Here is a 19,329-nt window from a genome sequence, read left to right on the forward strand (position 1 = left end):
CTGTTAGTCCAGTTCGTTATCGAGATCGTTGTTACCAGCCGCCTGAGCCGGCGTGCCCGCTACGCGGTTATATTTCGGGCTCAGCTGGATGTAAAGGATAGCCATTACAGTACCAATGACACCCAGAGCAACCAGGTTGAAGTTGGTGAATGCGGCGGTGACGAAACCGAGGTAGAAGAACGGCATCAGGTAGCCTGCGCGCATCATGTTGATGACCATCGCGTAACCGACGACGACGATCATGCCGCCTGCGATGTTCAGACCGCCGGTAACGACTTCCGGAATCGCATTCAGCATGCCCTGAACTTCACTGGTGCCGACGGAGATCGCGACGATAACCGCTGGGATAGCAATACGCATCGCCTGCAGGAACAGAGAAGAGACGTGCAGCCAGGAAATGGCCGTCAGGTTACCGTTCTCTGCGGCTTTATCCGCCGCGTGCTGGAAGGCAACGGTGATGGTACGGACGATAATCGTCAGCACCTGACCTGCCGCCGCCAGCGGAATGGCCAGAGCGATACCGGCGCCGATGCTTTGATGGCCGGCGATAACCAGAACGGTAGATATAATGGAAGCCAGCGCAGCATCAGGGGCAACCGCCGCACCGATGTTCATCCAGCCCAGGGCGATCATTTCTAGCGTACCACCGATGATGATACCGGTTTTCATATCGCCGAGGACGGCGCCGATCAGCGTACAGGCGATCAGAGGACGGTGGAACTGAAATTCATCAAGTACCGACTCCATACCCGCAATACACGCGACGATGAACACCAGCACAATTTGAAGAAGGGTAATCTCCATTGTACTTCTCCTGTTGATTAAGTCTTAAAGTGAAAATTGGCTCGCGAGCGCCGGGTTATTTACCCACCTTGGCGATCAAATCCATCATTTTCAGTCTCTGGTCAGTGGAAACTTTACGCGCTTCCAGCTCGATACCGCGGGCATTCAGTTTATTAAATGCTTCGATATCTTTCGCATCGACCGAAATAGCGTTATTCACCTGTGTTTTACCCTGACGGAAAGCCATACCGCCGATGTTAACGGTGGTAATTTTCACGCCGCCCTCAACAATACGTTCAACGTCTGTTGGGTTAGTAAACAGCAGCATGACGCGCTCGCCAGCGTATTTCGGGTTGTTGTAAACGCGAATCATCTTGGCGACGTCAACAACGTGAGCGGTTACGCCCGGAGGAGCAACCTGCGTCAGCAGCGTTTTACGCACCGTGTCGGCGGCGACTTCATCGCTGACGACGATAATGCGGGTGACGTTGGTCTCCTTAGTCCAGCGGGTCGCGACCTGGCCGTGGATCAGTCGGTCATCGATACGCGCCAGGCCAATGACCATGTAATCCTTCGGACCCATCGGTTTAGCTGGTGCAGCCGCTTTCGGTGCAGCGGCCTGAACAGGCGCCGGAGCCGCTTTCTCTACCGGTTTGGCCTTCAGCGCTTTCACGCCTTCGCTACCGGTTTCCACCGCTAGCGCCACCAGTTCATCGAATGACGGATCGTCATCGCGAGCCATAAAGGTTTCGACCAGCATCGGAATGTTGACGCCAGCGATCACTTCATAGTGCTCTTTATCTACAACAATGCGGCTTGCCGCGTTGAATGGACTGCCGCCCCACGTATCGACGAGGAACAGCACGCCTTTTGTGGTATCCAGTTTTGCCAGCTGTGCATTGTACTTTTCGATCAACGTTTCGGCGTTTTCACCGGGGACGAAATCGATCCAGCCAACGTTTTCCTGCTCGCCCAGCAGCATTTCCGCTGTTTTCAGCAGTTGTTCTGCAGCCCAACCATGTGTGCCTATTACAATAGCAATCGTCACTTGCTACCTCCGTTATTATGGTGAATGCATCATCTGGTTTGATACATCCTGAATCACTCTTGTGGACAAAATCGATTCAGTAAGGGTGTAAGATCTAAATTAATTACTACCGCGAATTATTTTAGATAGTGAAAAAATAATTAATGTGATGAACCTCCGTAAATCACGCTTCGATAAGCAATAATTTCGCAGCGCAAAAAATAGCCTTACCTATTGCAAAGACTGGTAAATTTTTTCCAATTTTGCTCTATATTTTGCTATGTTTACGTTCCGTTTAATTACTCAGGAGTATAGGGCATAGCCCGCTGTATGGACCGTCATCGACGTCTTTTCACCCTCTGGCGCTTGTTTGCCGTACCCACCTCACACGCTTTTTTACCAGCAACGATTGTTTCGCCGGTGCATGACATCGCGATGACTACAACTGCCGTTAACGGGAGCCGCTCATGGAATTCTTAATGGATCCCTCTATTTGGGCTGGCCTGCTGACGCTGGTAGTCCTCGAAATCGTGTTGGGTATCGACAACCTGGTCTTTATCGCCATCCTTGCCGATAAACTGCCGCCAAAACAGCGAGATAAAGCGCGTTTGATCGGCCTGTCGCTGGCGCTGGTTATGCGTCTGGGGCTGTTGTCGGTTATCTCGTGGATGGTCACCTTAACCAAACCTTTGATAAGCATAGGCGATTTCTCGTTCTCCGGGCGCGATATGATCATGCTTCTCGGTGGTATTTTCTTACTGTTTAAGGCGACGACCGAACTGCACGAGCGGCTGGAAAACCGTCAGCATGATGCTGGTCACGGTAAGGGATATGCGAGCTTCTGGGTAGTGGTGCTGCAAATCGTGGTACTGGATGCCGTCTTCTCGCTCGATGCGGTGATTACCGCTGTCGGCATGGTGAACCATCTGCCGGTTATGATGGCGGCGGTGGTGATTGCGATGATCCTGATGCTATTAGCCTCGAAGCCGTTAACCCGCTTCGTTAACCAGCATCCAACGGTAGTGGTACTCTGTCTGAGCTTCCTGCTGATGATTGGTTTGAGTCTGGTGGCGGAAGGCTTTGGCTTCCATATTCCGAAAGGCTATCTGTACGCGGCGATCGGCTTCTCCATCACCATTGAATTCTTCAACCAGGTGGCGCGACGCAACTTTATTCGCCACCAGTCTACGCTGCCGTTGCGCGCGCGTACCGCTGATGCGATTTTGCGTCTGATGGGCGGCCGCAAGCAGGCGTCCGTTGCGCACGACGGCGATAGCCCGGCGGCGGTACCGGTGCCGGAAGGCGCATTTGCGGAAGAAGAACGCTACATGATTAACGGCGTGCTGACTCTGGCGCAGCGCTCGTTGCGCAGCATCATGACGCCGCGCGGCGAAATCAGCTGGGTTGATGCCGAGCAGAGTGAAGATGAAATTCGTCGTCAGTTGCTCTCGTCACCGCATAGCTTGTTCCCGGTTTGCCGCGGCGAGCTGGATGAAATCATCGGTATCGTGCGAGCCAAGGAGATGCTGGTCGCGCTGGAGGCGGGAGAGAATGTTGCCGCGTTGGCCTCGGCTTCCCCGGCGATTGTGGTGCCGGAGACGCTGGATCCGATTAACCTGCTGGGCGTGTTGCGTCGGGCGCGCGGCAGCTTTGTTATCGTCACCAATGAATTTGGCGTGGTACAGGGGTTGGTGACGCCGCTGGACGTGCTGGAAGCGATCGCCGGTGAGTTCCCGGACGCGGATGAGACGCCGGAGATTGTCCTCGATGGCGACGGCTGGCTGATAAAAGGCTCAACCGATCTACATGCACTGCAGCAGGCGCTGGGGCTGGACGATCCGGTCAATGAAGATGACGATATCGCCACCGTTGCCGGTCTGGTTATCTCGGCTAACGGCCATATCCCGCGGGTTGGCGATGTCGTTGAACTGCCGCCGCTGCAGTTTACCATCGTTGACGCTAACGATTACCGCGTCGACCTGGTACGGGTGATTAAAACCCAGTACGATAACGACGAAGAAGAGTAACCTGATAAACCCGCCGGTCGGCGGGTTATTTTTTATCCCTCTCCGCCGCCAGACGGCGCTTCTCTTCCGCCAGCCAGCGCGGAAAATCATCCACCGGCAGCGGGCGGGCGTAATAGTATCCCTGTAGTAAATCAACGCCGTGGCTGCGCATGTAGGCCTTCTGTTCCCGGGTTTCGACGCCTTCGGCAATGGTGACGATTTTAAGCCGATGCGCGAGGGCGATAATAATGTCGGTTACCGTGGCGTTAACGCCGTCAATACCAATCGCGTCGGTATAAGACTTATCGATTTTCAGCACATCCGGGCGTAGCTTTTCCAGCCACGATAGCGAGCTGTTGCCGGTGCCAAAATCATCAATGGCGAGCTGCACGCCTTTAAAATGCAGATGTTCGGCCATATGGTGATCGCCCTCGCGCAGGACATCGCGTTCGGTAAGTTCAACCACCAGTTGCTGAACTGGATTGACGCTGAACCAGTAGGTATGCAGGTCACGCAACAGTTCGCCGTTGCTGAAGTGACGGGCGGCGACGTTAATACCGATATGAAAATGGGCATCCTGTGGGAAATGATCGAGTCGGCGGGCGGTTTCGGCAATCACGTAACGGGTGAGGGGGACGATGAGATTGTAGCCCTCGGCAATCGGGATAAACACATCTGGTGAAATATTGCCGCGGCGCGGATTATTCCAGCGCAGCAATATTTCCACGCCGCAGCACTCCTGGCTGCGCAAATCCTGTAGCGGTTGGCACCACACTTCAAACTCGCGAGCGGTGATGCCGAGACTAATTTCGCGCGAGAATGTCATTCTGCCTGCCGTCGCCAGCCAGGCGATGCCGGTCATTAACAGGCTGAACATCAGGGCCAGCGGTAGCTCGCCGGGCAACTCATCCAGCGCCACCGCCGAGGCCCCCGGACCGCTGATGTTGATGGTAAACGGGAACTGTCTGGAGCTTTGCCGATAAATGATTGGCGGGCCAGGCAACTTGTCGGTATCAACCACGTCGATATTGCCAGGAAAACTTTTGTTGCCGACCGCCAGGCTGATGTTACTAATCAGTGATGATTTTTCTTTGAGAATTAACTCGCCCAGCAGTTCGATATTAATGATTAATACCACGCCATCTGCGCCGCTCAGTGAAGAGGGATACCACTGCATTAGCACCGGCGTGCCTTTGAGCAATGAGTTGTCGATGGAGAAGGCCAATAGCGGATTCACCGCCGGTAGTGTTGGCTGGAGCTGATGAATGGCCACATGACGTGAGCCAAAAATACTCGAACAGTAGGCGATGTTTGACTGCACCAGGATGATGGAACGCACCGTTTGCAGCGAGGCCGCCGTTTTGCGTAGGTCGAGATGCACATCCTGACACGGCTTACCGACCATACTCAGTAGTGTTGCGTGCCTGGCGGCCAGTGGCCGCAGGATATTATCCATCGCGCGCACCCTATTATCGGCCACCGCCTGGATGCGCTGCTGATTTTGGCTACGCTGCGAAATAAATCGAATCGCCAGGGTAAGGGTTAGCGTTAAAAATGCGACAGCCAGGCACACCAGGATGCGCTTGCGGCGGTATGTCGAAATGACCTTCTGTGCATTTTGCATGCGCGACGCCCTGTCGGCTAAATGTATGAACAAGAGTAACAGCCGGCTTAGAGCAAGTGTAGTGGGTTCGGATAAGTTGGTGGGAGAAAAAGAAAAATGCGCCCATCAAGAGCGCATTTTAACGTGGGTTTTAGTCACACTGGACTTTGATTGCCAGTCCTCCGCGAGACGTTTCGCGGTACTTGGCGTTCATATCTTTACCCGTTTCGTACATGGTCTCGATAACTTTATCGAGGGAGACGCGCGGCTCGCTGGTGCGGCGCATCGCCATCCGCGCGGCGTTAATCGCCTTCACTGACGCAATAGCGTTACGCTCGATACACGGTACCTGAACCTGTCCGGCGACCGGGTCGCAGGTCAGACCGAGGTTGTGCTCCATGCCGATTTCCGCCGCCACGCATACCTGTTCCGGGCTGGCGCCGAGTAGCTCGGCCAGACCCGCCGCCGCCATCGAACAGGCCACGCCGACTTCGCCCTGGCAGCCGACTTCTGCGCCGGAAATAGACGCATTCATCTTGTATAGCGCGCCAATCGCGCCGGAAGCCATAAAGTAGCGAATATAGATATCCGGGCTAACGGACTCGATAAAGTGATCGTAGTAGGCGAGCACCGCCGGGACGATCCCGCACGCGCCATTGGTTGGCGCGGTAACAACGCGTCCGCCGGCGGCGTTCTCTTCATTGACCGCCAGGGCGAACATGTTCACCCAGTCGACAACGTTCATCGGGTCGTTAGACAGCTTATCGCTGGCCACCAGCAAACGACGCAGCGCCGAGGCGCGACGCGGCACGCGCAGCGGACCTGGCAGTACGCCTTCGGTATTCATGCCGCGATCGATACACGCACGCATGGTTTGCCAGACGTTATCGAAATACGCTTCGATCTCTTTCTTGCTGTGCAGCGCCAGTTCGTTCTGCATGACCATGCCGGAGAGCGACAGCCCGGTCTCCTTACAGTAACCCAACATTTCCTGCGCCGATTTAAACGGATACGGAACCTGTAGTTCGTTCGCGTCTTCTTTGCCGAAATGCTCTTCGTCGACGATAAAACCGCCGCCGATAGAATAGTAAGTCTTGCTGTAGATTTCTTTTTCGCCCGCCCAGGCATGGAGCGTCATGCCGTTTTCATGCAGCGGCAGGTTGTCGCTACGAAAACGCATGCCGTCATCCGCCGGGAAGTCGACTTCGTGCTGCCCGTTTGCCAGCAGCAGACGGCCGCGCGTTTCAACGTCGCGGATAAATGCCGGGATCGCGTCAATGTCGACTGTAGCAGGCAGATTGCCCGCCAGTCCCATGATAATAGCGATGTCCGTGTGGTGGCCTTTGCCGGTTAATGAAAGCGACCCGTAGACGTCAACCGCGACGCGCGTCACTTCATTAAGCAATCCCTTTTCGACCAGGTCATCGACGAACTGTTTACCGGCCTTCATCGGCCCTACAGTATGGGAAGATGAGGGACCAATCCCCACCTTGAACATGTCGAATATACTAATCACGATAACACTCCTGACAGGGTTACCGCGATTGCGGTAACGATGTAATAACTGCGCATAGTGTAAGAGGGAACCGGGTTGTCAGCTTAACTATTCACATGAATTAAACTAATGGATAACCTTGGTTTTACTAATAGTGAGAGCGCCTTCTCACTACCAATTATAGCTAAGGGCGGGTGCCGATTTGCAGCGCCAGCTCGCGAATAATACCGGCGGTCATTCCCCAGACAAAATAATGCTGGTACCACGATAACCAGACGCGATGAGAATTGCCGCGGCGGTGGATGTCCAGCGGGTGGTAGCGCCCCAGACGCAGCGCCTCTTCCAGCGGCATTTCAAATACCGCCGAGACTTCATCCTGGCTGGCGTGATAATGCAGATCCGGCGGGATAATGCCAACGACCGGGGTCACCTGAAAGCCGGTGACGCTGTCGACCGGCGGCAGCACGCCAATCACCTCAACGACCTCCGGCGGGATCGCCACTTCTTCCTGAGCTTCGCGCAGCGCGGCGGCAATTAATGTCGCGTCGGTGTTATCCACCGCCCCGCCGGGAAAGGCGACCTGGCCGGCGTGCTTGCGCAGCAGCGGCGAACGCTGGGTCAACAGCAGACCGGGCTGCGCTCGGCGCACGATCGGCACCAGTACCGCCGCCTGACGTTGGTTCAGCGCCTGTGGCGAAGGCTGTGGGCGCAACAGTTGAAAACGGGAAAGAAAGTCGTCCAGTTCGAGGGCGTTAGCCGCCATGTTCTAGCTCTCCAGTTGGTGCAGGATACGGTTAACTTTATCAAAAGTTTCCTGATATTCCGCCGCTTCTTCGCTGTCCGCCACAATACCGCCGCCGGCGGAGCAGTACAGCTGCCCCTGCCAGGCGGTCAGAGTGCGGATGGTAATGCTGGTATCCATATTGCCGCACAGGCTGAGATAGCCGATGCTGCCGCACCAGGCGTTGCGCCGCTGTGGTTCCAGTTCGTCGATGATCTCCATGGCGCGAACTTTCGGCGCGCCAGTGATGGAGCCGCCGGGGAAGGCCGCGCGCAGCAGATCGCTGGCATCAAGCGTAGCAGGCAATCGGGCGGTGATAGTGCTCACCAGGTGATGCACCGCCGGGAACGGTTCGACCACGAATAGCTCGGGAACGCGAACGCTGCCCGGTTCGGCGACGCGACCGATGTCGTTACGCATCAGGTCGACAATCATCAGGTTCTCGGCGCGGTCTTTCGGCGAGTTTGCCAACTTTGCGGCCTGCAGTGCATCTTCCTGCGGGGAATCGAGCCGCGGCAGGGTACCTTTAATCGGGCGCGTCTGGATCTCGCCCTGATGCAGTTGGATAAAACGCTCCGGCGACAGGCTTAGAATCGCCCCTTCCTCCAGGCGGATAAAGGCGCTGAATGGGGCGCGGTTGGCGGCGTTAAGCTGACGGAACGCTTGCCATTCATCACCACGATAGCTGGCCTGAAAACGCTGCGCCAGATTGACCTGGTAGCAGTCGCCACTGTGCAAATACGCCTGCACCTGACGGAATTTTTCGCCATATTGCTGGCGGTTCATATTCGACCGCCAGGGCGAGGTGAGGGCGAAGGGGTCAACCTGCTGGCGCGTTTGCGCTTCCAGCCACTGCAGGCGCTGTTGCGGATCCTCGTAGCTGAGCAACGACACCTGCTGGCGCTGATGATCGACAATCAGCGCCCAGTCATAAATCCCGACCGCCATGTCCGGCAGTGCGATATCGGCCTGCGCCCGGCGGGGAAGCCGCTCAAAGCGGCGGCCAAGATCGTAGCCGAATAACCCCAGCGCGCCACCGAGAAACGGCAGGTCTTCATGCGCCTGTGGGGCGAACTGACAGCGATCCAGTTGCTGTTGCAGCAGAAGCAGCGGATCGTCCAGCGAAACGTCAGCGCTTTTGCCGTCGTTGACCCAGGTTTGCTCGCCGTGGGTGACCAGCGTGGCGCGCGGTGTCGCGACGATAATATCAAAACGGTTATGCGGGTGGTCGGCAAAGCCGGAGTGCAGCAGCATCGCCCACGGCGTCGCGCTTAATGGCGCGAAATAATGTTCGGCGGCATCCGGGCGCCAGGGCAGGGTAATAATAGCGGGGGACAACATCAACCTCGATCCTAATGTACCGCCCACTGGCGAATTTGCGGACGGCGTGAAATAATTACGCCCCACAATGTAGCAGGAGTGAGTGATGTTTGCAGGTTTACCTTCGCTGAGCCATGAGCAACAGCAAAAAGCGGTCGAACGTATTCAGGAACTGATGGCGCAAGGCATGAGCAGCGGCCAGGCTATCGCCCTGGTGGCCGATGAACTGCGCGCCACGCATACCGGCGACCGGATCGTAGCGCGCTTCGAAGATGAAGACGAAGACGAGTAATTACGCCGCGGCGATAATTTTGATCTCAACTTTATACTGTGGCTTCATCAGGGTCGCCTGTACGGTGCAGCGCACCGGCGCGTGACCGGCGACAACCCAGGCATCCCAGGCTTTGTTCATCGCCGCAAAATCGTCTTTGTTGGCGAGAAAAATGGTGGCATCAAGGATACGCGACTTGTTGCTGCCCTGTTTTTCCAGCACGGCGTCAATTTGCGCCAGAGTGTTGGCGGTTTGTTCAAACGCATCGGCGTCGAGGTTTTCCGGCACTCCGGTATAATAGATAGTCTGGTTGTGGATCACGACATCAGACCAGCGGGCTTCAGCATCAATACGCGTAATTGTCATTTATCTTTCCTCTTTGTTCTATCCATTCGGCTGCGGCAAGACTGCCATAATGTTCCGTCCGCGTCACTACCCGGACTGGCGAAACGCCGTTCTCCCTGACATAATCACTGTCCAAATAACCAGGGGGCAATGTGATCGACGATTTTGCAGCAGACGGCCAACTGGCCATGGCGATACCGGGATTTAAACCGCGCGAACCGCAGCGCCAGATGGCGATAGCGGTCAGCGAGGCGATCGAAGCCTCCCGGCCGCTGGTGGTGGAAGCCGGTACCGGAACCGGGAAGACCTATGCTTACCTGGCGCCAGCGCTGCGGGCTAATAAAAAGGTGATTATCTCCACCGGTTCGAAAGCGTTGCAGGATCAGCTGTATAGCCGCGATCTGCCGACTGTTGCCAAAGCCCTCAAATTCACCGGTAAACTGGCGCTATTGAAAGGGCGCTCCAACTACCTGTGCCTCGAACGCCTTGAACAGCAGGCGCTGGCCGGTGGCGATTTGCCGGTGCAAACGCTGAGCGACGTCATTCTGTTACGCTCCTGGTCCAACCAAACGCTCGATGGCGATATCAGTACCTGCGCCAGCGTCGCCGAAGATTCACAGGCCTGGCCGCTGGTCACCAGTACCAACGATAACTGCCTTGGCAGCGATTGCCCGCTGTACAAAGATTGCTTTGTGGTGAAAGCGCGTAAAAAAGCGATGGATGCCGATGTGGTGGTGGTCAACCATCACCTGTTCCTTGCCGATATGGTGGTAAAAGAGAGCGGCTTTGCCGAGCTTATTCCTGAGGCGGAAGTGATGATCTTCGATGAAGCCCATCAATTGCCGGATATCGCCAGCCAGTACTTCGGCCAGTCGCTTTCCAGCCGCCAGCTTCTGGATTTGGCGAAAGACATCACGATTGCCTATCGCACGGAACTGAAGGATACCCAGCAGCTGCAAAAATGTGCTGACCGCCTGGCGCAAAGCGCGCAGGATTTTCGCCTGCAGCTGGGCGATCCTGGCTATCGCGGTAACCTGCGCGAGCTGCTGGCAGATAGCCATATTCAACGCGCGCTGCTGCTGCTCGATGATGCCCTTGAGCTGTGTTACGACGTAGCCAAACTGTCGCTTGGCCGCTCTGCGCTGCTCGACGCCGCCTTTGAACGAGCGACAATCTACCGTGGTCGCTTAAAGCGGCTCAAAGAGATTAACCAGCCAGGGTATAGCTACTGGTATGAATGCACCTCACGCCACTTTACTCTCGCGTTAACGCCGTTAACCGTCGCCGAAAAGTTTAAAGAGGTGATGGCGCAAAAATCAGGGAGCTGGATCTTTACTTCGGCGACGCTGTCGGTCAACGACGATTTACACCACTTCACCGCCCGATTGGGCATTGATGAGGCGCAGACGCTGCTGCTGCCAAGCCCATTTGATTACCAGCATCAGGCGTTGCTCTGCGTGCCGCGGAATTTACCGCTGCCGAACCAGCCCGGCGCCGCGCGTCACCTGGCGGCGATGCTCAAACCGTTGATCGAAGCTAACGACGGGCGCTGCTTTATGTTGTGTACCTCGCACGCCATGATGCGCGACCTGGCGGAACAGTTCCGCGCCACCATGACGCTACCGGTGCTACTGCAGGGGGAGACCAGCAAAGGCCAATTACTGCAGCAGTTCGTCAGTGCAGGCAACGCGTTGTTGGTGGCGACCAGCAGCTTCTGGGAGGGTGTTGACGTACGCGGCGACGCGCTGTCGTTGGTGATCATCGATAAACTGCCATTTACCTCGCCGGACGATCCGTTGTTGAAAGCGCGAATGGAAGACTGCCGCATGCGCGGCGGCGATCCGTTCGATGAAGTCCAGCTACCGGACGCGGTGATCACCCTGAAGCAGGGCGTTGGCCGCTTGATCCGCGATATCGACGATCGCGGCGTACTGGTGATTTGCGATAACCGGCTGGTCATGCGTCCCTATGGCGCGGTGTTCCTCGCCAGCCTGCCGCCTGCGCCGCGAACCCGCGATATCCGCCGGGCGGTACGATTCCTCGCCGTACCGCCAGCGAGGTAATCCGCGGCAAAATGTGGTAAGCTGCGCGCCATTTTGTCAATCTGCTATCCCCACTGGACTTCGGGCCGCATAGCGACGGTTTATCCGTCTGCCTGTCAATATGCCGCCTGCGAGGCCTGGGTTATGTAACGAGAGCGTGACCACCCATGCGAATTTTGGCTATCGATACCGCCACGGAGGCGTGCTCCGCGGCGCTGTGGAATGATGGCACCCTTAGTGCTCATTTTGAAATCTGTCCCCGCGAACACACCCAACGCATCCTGCCATTGGTGCAGGAAGTCCTCAATGAAAGCGGCACGACGCTGAGCGAGCTGGACGCGCTGGCCTTTGGCCGCGGCCCGGGCAGCTTTACCGGCGTACGTATTGGTATTGGCATCGCTCAGGGTCTGGCGCTGGGCGCTGAGCTGCCGATGATTGGTGTCTCTACGCTGGCGACCATGGCGCAGGGCGCGTGGCGTAAAACCGGTGCGACTCGCGTGCTGGCGGCCATCGACGCGCGTATGGGCGAAGTCTACTGGGCCGAGTACCAGCGCGACGAACAGGGTATCTGGCACGGTGAAGAAACGGAAGCCGTGCTTAAGCCGGAAGCGGTTGCCGAGCGTCTGGCGCAGCTTTCTGGCGCGTGGGCAACCGTCGGTACCGGCTGGCAGGCGTGGCCCGAGCTGGCGAAAGGGAGTGGGCTAACCCTGAGCAGCGGCGAGATTGAGCTACCGACGGCGGAAGACATGCTGCCACTGGCAACGCAGCTACTGGCGGCAGGGAAAACGGTGGCCGTTGAAAACGCGGAACCTGTTTATTTGCGAAACGAAGTGGCGTGGAAGAAACTTCCAGGCCGTGAGTGAATCTCAGTACAGAGAAGACTGAGAGAAGGAGTCGCATCATGGCGAGTCAAAAACAGGGTGTCCGTTGGCTGTTAGCCGCGGCGGTTGCCGTTGCGCTAAGCGGCTGCGTGTCGGTGCCGGACGCTATTAAAGGCACCAGCCCAACGCCGCAGCAAGATTTAGTGCGGGTAATGAACGCGCCGCAGCTGTATATCGGCCAGGAAGCGCGTTTTGGCGGCAAGGTCGTCAACGTGCAGAACCAACAAGGGAAAACCCGCTTAGAAATCGCCACCGTACCGTTGGATAGCGGGGCGCGCCCGGAATTGGGTGAACCGTCGCGCGGGCGCATCTTCGCTGATGTGAATGGTTTCCTTGATCCGGTCGATTTCCGCGGTCAACTGGTGACGGTGGTCGGGCCGATTAGCGGCGTTGTCGACGGTAAAATCGGCGCCACATCATATAAATTCATGCTGATGAATGCCACCGGATATAAGCGCTGGAACGTGGTGCAGCAGGTGGTGATGCCGCCGCAGCCCATCGATCCGTGGATGCTGGGGCCGCGTCCCTGGGGTTACGGATACGGCGGCTGGGGGTGGTATAATCCGGGCCCGGCTGAAGTAAGAAATGTCGTAACGGAATGATTTTGTTGTTTTTATAATGGAATAGAAACAGCGGCTAGCCCGCTGTTTCGTGTTTTTTAGTCTCATAAGAAAAATAAATAGTGACGCGCTTCGCAACCTGAAAAACGCCTAATTAATAAACTGGTACGCTGAGTTAATATAATGTTAACAGAATGTTTGTTGATCAGGGGCTGTGATGACGACGAATAACTATTTCAGAGGTGATGCAGTGAAAAAGGTTTGGCTAAACCGTTATCCCGCCGATGTTCCGGCGGAGATAAATCCTGACCGCTATCAATCCCTGGTTGAATTGTTTGAACACGCCACCACGCGCTATGCCGATCAACCGGCATTCATCAACATGGGCGAGGTGATGACCTATCGTAAGCTGGAAGAGCGCAGCCGCGCTTTCGCCGCTTATCTCCAGCAGGGATTAGGGCTGCAGAAGGGCGACCGCGTCGCGCTGATGATGCCTAACCTACTACAATACCCGGTAGCGCTGTTTGGTGTTCTGCGCGCCGGGATGATTGCCGTTAACGTGAATCCGCTGTATACCCCGCGCGAGTTGGAACACCAGCTCAATGACAGCGGCGCGGCGGCGATTGTGATCGTCTCCAACTTTGCGCATACCCTGGAAAAAGTGGTTGAGAAAACCCAGGTTAAGCACGTTATCCTGACGCGGATGGGCGATCAGCTCTCCACCGCCAAGGGAACGCTGGTCAACTTCGTGGTGAAGTACATCAAGCGACTGGTGCCAAAATACCACCTGCCGGACGCCATCTCGTTTCGTAGCGCCTTGCAGCAGGGCTATCGCATGCAGTATGTGAAGCCGGAAATCGTCGCTGAAGACCTGGCCTTCCTGCAGTACACCGGCGGCACCACCGGCGTGGCGAAAGGGGCGATGCTGACCCACCGCAACATGCTGGCGAATCTTGAGCAGGTTAACGCCACCTACGGCCCGCTGTTGCACCGCGGCAAAGAGCTGGTGGTGACCGCGCTGCCGTTGTACCACATCTTCGCGCTGACTATGAACTGCCTGCTGTTTATCGAACTGGGCGGGCAGAATCTGCTGATTACCAACCCGCGCGATATTCCTGGGTTGGTGAAAGAGCTGGCGAAATATCCCTTCACCGCGATGACCGGGGTAAACACCCTGTTTAACGCGTTGTTGAATAACAAAGAGTTCCAGCAGCTTGATTTCTCGTCGTTGCACCTTTCCGCTGGCGGCGGCATGCCGGTGCAGCAGGTGGTGGCGGAGCGTTGGGTGAAACTGACCGGGCAGTATCTGCTGGAAGGCTACGGCCTGACCGAGTGCTCGCCGTTGGTAAGCGTCAATCCGCATGATATCGACTATCATAGCGGCAGCATTGGCCTGCCAGTACCCTCAACCGAAGCTAAGCTGGTGGATGACGATGATAACGAAGTCGCGCCGGGCGAACCGGGCGAACTGTGCATCAAAGGACCGCAGGTGATGCTGGGTTACTGGCAACGCCCGGATGCCACCGATGAAATCATCAAAGACGGCTGGCTGCATACCGGCGATATTGCGGTGATGGATGATGAAGGTTTCCTGCGCATTGTCGATCGCAAAAAAGATATGATTCTGGTTTCCGGTTTCAACGTCTACCCGAACGAAATCGAAGATGTGGTGATGCAGCACTCCGGCGTGCAGGAAGTGGCCGCCGTTGGCGTACCGTCCGGCAGCAGCGGAGAAGCGGTGAAGATCTTCGTGGTGAAGAAAGACGCCACATTAACCGAGGAGGCGTTGGTGACGTTTTGCCGTCGTCACCTTACGGGTTATAAGGTACCGAAGCTGGTGGAGTTCCGCGATGAGTTGCCGAAATCCAACGTCGGTAAAATTTTACGACGAGAACTTCGTGACGAAGCCCGTGCTAAAGTAGACAATAAAGCCTAAGCAACGAGTGAGTCGCCTGACGCCGGCTAAGCCGGCGTTTTTTATGGGCGCAAGTTAAGAGAGTAAGATTTGAACTATCAGATGATCACCACCGACGATGGCCTGCGCGCTATCTGTGAAGCGGCAAGCGCGGCGCCCGCGGTTGCGCTGGATACCGAGTTTGTCCGTACCCGCACCTATTATCCGCAGCTCGGTTTGCTACAACTGTTCGACGGCAAACAGGTTTCTCTGATCGATCCGTTGACCATCAACGACTGGGCGCCGATGCGCGAGCTGTTGCTCAACCAGGATGTGACCAAATATCTGCATGCTGGCAGCGAAGATTTAGAAGTCTTCCTGAACGCGTTTAACCTGATGCCGCAACCGCTGATCGACACCCAGATCCTGGCGGCCTTCTGTGGGCGTCCGATGTCATGGGGCTTTGCCTCGATGGTTGAAGAGTATACCGGCGTCGCGTTGGATAAAAGCGAATCACGCACCGACTGGTTGGCGCGTCCGCTGACCGAACGTCAGTGCGAATACGCCGCTGCGGATGTCTGGTATCTGCTGCCGATCGCCAGCAAGTTGATGGCGGAAACTGACAGCGCGGGCTGGCTACCGGCGGCATTGAATGAGTGCCATCTGATGCAGCAGCGCCGCCAGGAAATCCTTGACCCGGCGGAAGCCTGGCGTGAAATCGGCAATGCCTGGCAGTTGCGTACGCGCCAGCTGGGCTGCCTACAGCTGCTGGCGGAGTGGCGTCTGCGCAAGGCGCGTGAACGTAACCTGGCGGTCAACTTCGTGGTACGCGAAGAGCATCTGTGGAGCGTGGCGCGTTATATGCCGGGCAGCCTTGGCGAGCTCGATAGCCTCGGTTTATCCGGTAGCGAAATTCGCTTCCATGGTAAAACGCTGATTAGCCTGGTTGAAAAGGCGCAGGCCCTGCCGGAGTCGGCGTTGCCCGAGCCGCTACAGAATCTGATCGATATGCCGGGCTACCGCAAAGCCTTTAAAGATATCAAGGCGCTGGTGCAGGACGTTAGCGTCGAGAAGGGCGTTAGCGCCGAACTGCTGGCTTCGCGCCGACAGATTAACCAGTTGCTGAACTGGCACTGGCAGCTGAAAACCAAAAATGGCGATCCGGAGCTGGTGTCCGGCTGGCGCGGCGAATTGATGGCCGATCGTCTGAAAACGCTGTTGAACGACTATCCGCGTTAATTCCTGGTGGAATTCAGTCAATAAAAAACCGGCCACGCACTGCGCTGCCGGTTTTTTTAACGGTGCGGTTAAGCGCCGTTAAGGGACAATAGGGTCAGGATTTCGACTCTTCAGCTTCCGGTAGGGTCACGTTCAGCTCCAGAATCGAAATATCACCATCGCGTTGTTCCAACTGCACGCTGACCATCTCCGGGTCGATCTGTACGTATTTACAAATCACATCCAGGATATCTTTGCGCAGCTGCGGCAGGTAATGCGGTTCCGCGTCGCCGCGGCGGCGCTCCGCGACGATGATTTGCAGGCGTTCTTTCGCAATGTTAGCCGTGTTCTTTTTTCGCGAGAGAAAAAAGTCGAGTAATGCCATAATTTATCCTCCGAACAGGCGTTTGAGGAAACCTTTCTTCTCTTCTTCAATGAAGCGGAAAGGACGTTCTTCTCCGAGCAGACGTTCCACGGTATCCGCATAGGCTTTACCGGCATCTGAGATGGTATCCAGAATCACCGGCTCGCCCTGGTTCGATGCACGCAGCACAGACTGATCTTCCGGAATCACGCCCACCAGATTGATGCGCAGAATTTCCAGCACGTCTTCCATGCTCAGCATGTCGCCTTTGTTCACGCGGCCAGGGTTGTAACGCGTCAGCAGCAGATGCTCTTTGATCGGCTCGTCGCCATTTTCCGCGCGGCGGGATTTGGACGCCAGAATGCCAAGGATACGGTCGGAGTCGCGTACGGAGGAGACTTCCGGGTTAGTGGTGATGATGGCTTCGTCAGCGAAATACAGCGCCATCAGCGCACCGGTTTCGATGCCTGCCGGGGAGTCGCAGACGATAAAATCAAAATCCATCTTTTTCAGTTCTTCAAGAACTTTATCTACGCCTTCGCGGGTCAGGGCGTCTTTATCACGCGTCTGAGAAGCCGGAAGGATATAGAGATTTTCAGTGCGCTTATCTTTGATCAGCGCCTGATTGAGGGTGGCATCGCCCTGGATTACGTTGACGAAGTCGTAAACCACCCGACGTTCGCAACCCATAATCAGGTCGAGGTTACGCAAGCCAATATCGAAGTCGATAACGACAGTTTTCTTTCCCTTCTGGGCCAAACCAGTAGCGATGGCCGCGCTGGAGGTGGTCTTACCAACGCCCCCTTTACCCGAAGTCACAACAATAATGCGTGCCATAGAAATTCCTTGTTAAAAAGGGATCAATTGAACGGTTGAATTGTCAAAGCGCCGTCGCCCAAACGCAGACGCGCCGCTTTGCCATAAAATTCAGCTGGGATGTTATCGCTCAGCCAATATTCCCCTGCGATGGACACCAGTTCCGCCGAGAGGTTAGTACAAAATATTTGGGCATCTCTGTCGCCGCTTGCGCCCGCGAGTGCGCGTCCCCGCATCATGCCATACACATGGATGTTACCATCGGCGATAAGTTCCGCCCCGGCGCTCACATGGTTTGTAACAATTAGATCACAGTGTGGCGCATAAATGCGCTGACCGGAACGTACCGGCAGGTCAATCAAACGCGTTTTTGTGATCGGTGTGGCAACTGGCGGCGGTACAACGGGTTCCGGCGGCGGCGCCTGACGGGCGGTTTTCTCTTTTCCTTCCGTCAGTAGCGGGATCCCGGCGCGGTCAATTTCCGTTTTCAGACGGGAGATTTTACAACCGCTCACGCCCATGATGCGTAAACCGGTGGCGACGATGGCCTCATGCATCGGGCGCCAGTCGACGCTTTCTTCGATGCTGCTGACATTGACCACGACCGGCGCGTGACGTAAAAAAGCGGGAGCCTGGGCGATTTTGTCTTCTAACGCCTGACGAATAACCTCGGGATTTGCATCGTGCATATGAACGACAGATAAAGTGAAGCTACTGCCCTTAAGTTCGATTGGCGTATTTGACATCCTGGCCTTACTCAATTTGCTGTTTATCATCCGCCGAAGTGCGGTGATATTCCGAAGACTAAAAGGCATGTTATAGTCACTCATATATTGAGGCAAGTGACCACGGGTCTAATTCCGAGTAAAACTATGTTTTGTGTGATCTATCGAAGTACTAAACGTGAACAAACCTATTTATATGTCGAAAAAAAGGACGATTTCTCGCGCGTTCCGCCAGAGCTCATGTCCAGTTTCGGCACGCCGCAGATGACCATGCTGCTGCCGCTCGACGGGCGGAAGACGCTGGCTAACGCTGACCTCGATAAAGTAAAACAAGCGCTCACCGAGCAGGGCTATTATCTTCAGCTTCCTCCCCCTCCTGAGAATTTACTTAAGAAACACCTCGCGGAACAGGGGAATAAATCCGATTAACCCATTGAGGGACACGAATGTACCAACATCACAACTGGCAGGGTGAGTTACTGGACTTTCCAGTGAGCAAAGTGGTTTGCGTCGGCAGTAATTACGCAAAACATATTAAGGAGATGGGCAGCGCGACGCCGGAAGAGCCGGTGCTGTTTATTAAACCTGAAACGGCGCTATGCGATATCCGCCAGCCGTTGGTGCTTCCTGAAGGATTAGGGTCGGTGCACCATGAGGTTGAACTGGCGGTACTGATTGGCAGCACCCTGCGCCAGGCGACCGAAGAGCATGTGCAGAAGGCGATTGCCGGCTACGGCGTGGCGCTGGATCTGACGCTGCGTGATATTCAGGGCAAGATGAAAAAGGCGGGGCAACCGTGGGAGAAGGCGAAAGGCTTCGATAATGCCTGCCCGATTTCCGGCTTTATTCCTGCCGCCGAGTTTCACGGCGACCCGCAAAATACGCCGTTAAGCCTGAAGATTAATGGCGACGTCCGCCAGCAGGGGACGACCGCCGATATGATTCATAAAATCGTGCCGTTGATTGCCTACATGTCGCGCTTCTTCACTCTCAAAGCCGGCGATATTATCCTGACCGGAACGCCGGAAGGGGTTGGCCCGCTGAGTAGCGGCGATGAGCTGGAAGTCGGTTTCAATGGCCTGACGTTGTCTACCCGCGTGCTGTAACGTCCGCTTGCCGCCTTTTGAGGCGGCAAAACTTGCATCGGCGTGCCAGACTGGTTATAAGGTGCAACCTGATTTTTGATGTGGACATCCCG

At 55.9% G+C, this 19,329-nt stretch carries 19 protein-coding genes; 9 read left to right on the plus strand and 10 right to left on the minus strand.

Features of this window, described 5'->3' with window-relative positions; translation table 11 throughout:
- Positions 1–3: 3 nt before the first annotated feature.
- Together manY and manX are read right to left on the minus strand one after the other, a co-directional pair.
- Positions 4–804, minus strand: coding sequence for a PTS mannose transporter subunit IIC (manY, locus tag PYR66_09150; protein WEF29847.1), 801 nt, complete (start codon positions 802–804; stop codon positions 4–6).
- A gap of 55 nt (positions 805–859) precedes the next feature.
- Complete coding sequence (gene manX, locus PYR66_09155; GenBank protein WEF29848.1) at positions 860–1,831, minus strand: PTS mannose transporter subunit IIAB; 972 nt, start codon at positions 1,829–1,831, stop codon at positions 860–862.
- Positions 1,832–2,277: 446 nt separating this feature from the next.
- Between manX and yoaE the strand changes: the two genes are divergently transcribed.
- Positions 2,278–3,837, plus strand: coding sequence for a CNNM family cation transport protein YoaE (yoaE, locus tag PYR66_09160; protein WEF29849.1), 1,560 nt, complete (start codon positions 2,278–2,280; stop codon positions 3,835–3,837).
- A 25-nt stretch (positions 3,838–3,862) separates the two neighbouring features.
- Here yoaE and PYR66_09165 read toward each other — a convergent pair whose 3' ends face one another.
- The 4 genes from PYR66_09165 to pabB all read right to left on the minus strand — a co-directional run bounded on the left by PYR66_09165 (position 3,863) and on the right by pabB (position 9,036).
- Positions 3,863–5,440, minus strand: coding sequence for an EAL domain-containing protein (locus tag PYR66_09165; protein WEF29850.1), 1,578 nt, complete (start codon positions 5,438–5,440; stop codon positions 3,863–3,865).
- A 130-nt stretch (positions 5,441–5,570) separates the two neighbouring features.
- Positions 5,571–6,935 (minus strand): L-serine ammonia-lyase, encoded by a 1,365-nt coding sequence (gene sdaA, locus PYR66_09170; GenBank protein ID WEF29851.1) that lies wholly within the window; start codon positions 6,933–6,935, stop codon positions 5,571–5,573.
- Between the two features lie 163 nt (positions 6,936–7,098).
- The gene (locus PYR66_09175; protein ID WEF29852.1) at positions 7,099–7,677 is read right to left on the minus strand and encodes a CoA pyrophosphatase; all 579 of its coding nucleotides are present in this window, start codon (positions 7,675–7,677) and stop codon (positions 7,099–7,101) included.
- A gap of 3 nt (positions 7,678–7,680) precedes the next feature.
- Complete coding sequence (gene pabB / locus PYR66_09180) at positions 7,681–9,036, minus strand: aminodeoxychorismate synthase component 1 (GenBank protein ID WEF29853.1); 1,356 nt, start codon at positions 9,034–9,036, stop codon at positions 7,681–7,683.
- A gap of 85 nt (positions 9,037–9,121) precedes the next feature.
- Between pabB and PYR66_09185 the strand changes: the two genes are divergently transcribed.
- Positions 9,122–9,307 carry a YoaH family protein gene (locus tag PYR66_09185; GenBank protein ID WEF29854.1) on the plus strand — a complete coding sequence of 62 codons (186 nt, stop codon included), beginning with the start codon at positions 9,122–9,124 and terminating at the stop codon, positions 9,305–9,307.
- On the opposite strand, the gene PYR66_09190 is transcribed toward PYR66_09185, so the two are convergent.
- The gene (locus PYR66_09190; protein WEF29855.1) at positions 9,308–9,652 is read right to left on the minus strand and encodes a RidA family protein; all 345 of its coding nucleotides are present in this window, start codon (positions 9,650–9,652) and stop codon (positions 9,308–9,310) included.
- Between the two features lie 131 nt (positions 9,653–9,783).
- On the opposite strand from PYR66_09190, the gene PYR66_09195 reads away from it, so the two are divergent.
- The 5 genes from PYR66_09195 (at position 9,784) to rnd (ending at position 16,247) form a co-directional block, all read left to right on the plus strand.
- A complete protein-coding gene (locus PYR66_09195) occupies positions 9,784–11,694 on the plus strand; it encodes an ATP-dependent DNA helicase (GenBank protein ID WEF29856.1) in 1,911 nt (636 codons plus the stop codon).
- Between the two features lie 146 nt (positions 11,695–11,840).
- Complete coding sequence (tsaB, locus tag PYR66_09200; GenBank protein WEF29857.1) at positions 11,841–12,536, plus strand: tRNA (adenosine(37)-N6)-threonylcarbamoyltransferase complex dimerization subunit type 1 TsaB; 696 nt, start codon at positions 11,841–11,843, stop codon at positions 12,534–12,536.
- Positions 12,537–12,574: 38 nt separating this feature from the next.
- Positions 12,575–13,156: a Slp family lipoprotein gene (locus PYR66_09205; protein ID WEF29858.1), complete on the plus strand. Its 582-nt coding sequence runs from the start codon at positions 12,575–12,577 to the stop codon at positions 13,154–13,156.
- A 208-nt stretch (positions 13,157–13,364) separates the two neighbouring features.
- The gene (gene fadD / locus PYR66_09210) at positions 13,365–15,050 is read left to right on the plus strand and encodes a long-chain-fatty-acid--CoA ligase FadD (protein WEF30392.1); all 1,686 of its coding nucleotides are present in this window, start codon (positions 13,365–13,367) and stop codon (positions 15,048–15,050) included.
- Between the two features lie 81 nt (positions 15,051–15,131).
- A complete protein-coding gene (gene rnd / locus PYR66_09215) occupies positions 15,132–16,247 on the plus strand; it encodes a ribonuclease D (GenBank protein WEF30393.1) in 1,116 nt (371 codons plus the stop codon).
- A 94-nt stretch (positions 16,248–16,341) separates the two neighbouring features.
- On the opposite strand, the gene minE is transcribed toward rnd, so the two are convergent.
- The 3 genes from minE to minC are packed head-to-tail and all read right to left on the minus strand — an operon-like array spanning position 16,342 to position 18,152.
- Positions 16,342–16,611 (minus strand): cell division topological specificity factor MinE, encoded by a 270-nt coding sequence (gene minE / locus PYR66_09220; GenBank protein WEF29859.1) that lies wholly within the window; start codon positions 16,609–16,611, stop codon positions 16,342–16,344.
- A gap of 3 nt (positions 16,612–16,614) precedes the next feature.
- Complete coding sequence (minD, locus tag PYR66_09225) at positions 16,615–17,427, minus strand: septum site-determining protein MinD (GenBank protein WEF29860.1); 813 nt, start codon at positions 17,425–17,427, stop codon at positions 16,615–16,617.
- Between the two features lie 23 nt (positions 17,428–17,450).
- A complete protein-coding gene (gene minC, locus PYR66_09230) occupies positions 17,451–18,152 on the minus strand; it encodes a septum site-determining protein MinC (protein ID WEF30394.1) in 702 nt (233 codons plus the stop codon).
- A gap of 126 nt (positions 18,153–18,278) precedes the next feature.
- On the opposite strand from minC, the gene PYR66_09235 reads away from it, so the two are divergent.
- Together PYR66_09235 and PYR66_09240 are read left to right on the plus strand one after the other, a co-directional pair.
- Positions 18,279–18,560, plus strand: coding sequence for a YcgL domain-containing protein (locus PYR66_09235; GenBank protein ID WEF30395.1), 282 nt, complete (start codon positions 18,279–18,281; stop codon positions 18,558–18,560).
- 17 nt (positions 18,561–18,577) lie between these two features.
- The gene (locus PYR66_09240) at positions 18,578–19,237 is read left to right on the plus strand and encodes a fumarylacetoacetate hydrolase family protein (protein WEF29861.1); all 660 of its coding nucleotides are present in this window, start codon (positions 18,578–18,580) and stop codon (positions 19,235–19,237) included.
- Positions 19,238–19,329: the final 92 nt, after the last annotated feature.

Origin of the sequence: Klebsiella aerogenes, assembly GCA_029027985.1 — a bacterium.
Taxonomy (GTDB): Bacteria; Pseudomonadota; Gammaproteobacteria; order Enterobacterales; family Enterobacteriaceae; genus Klebsiella; species Klebsiella aerogenes_A.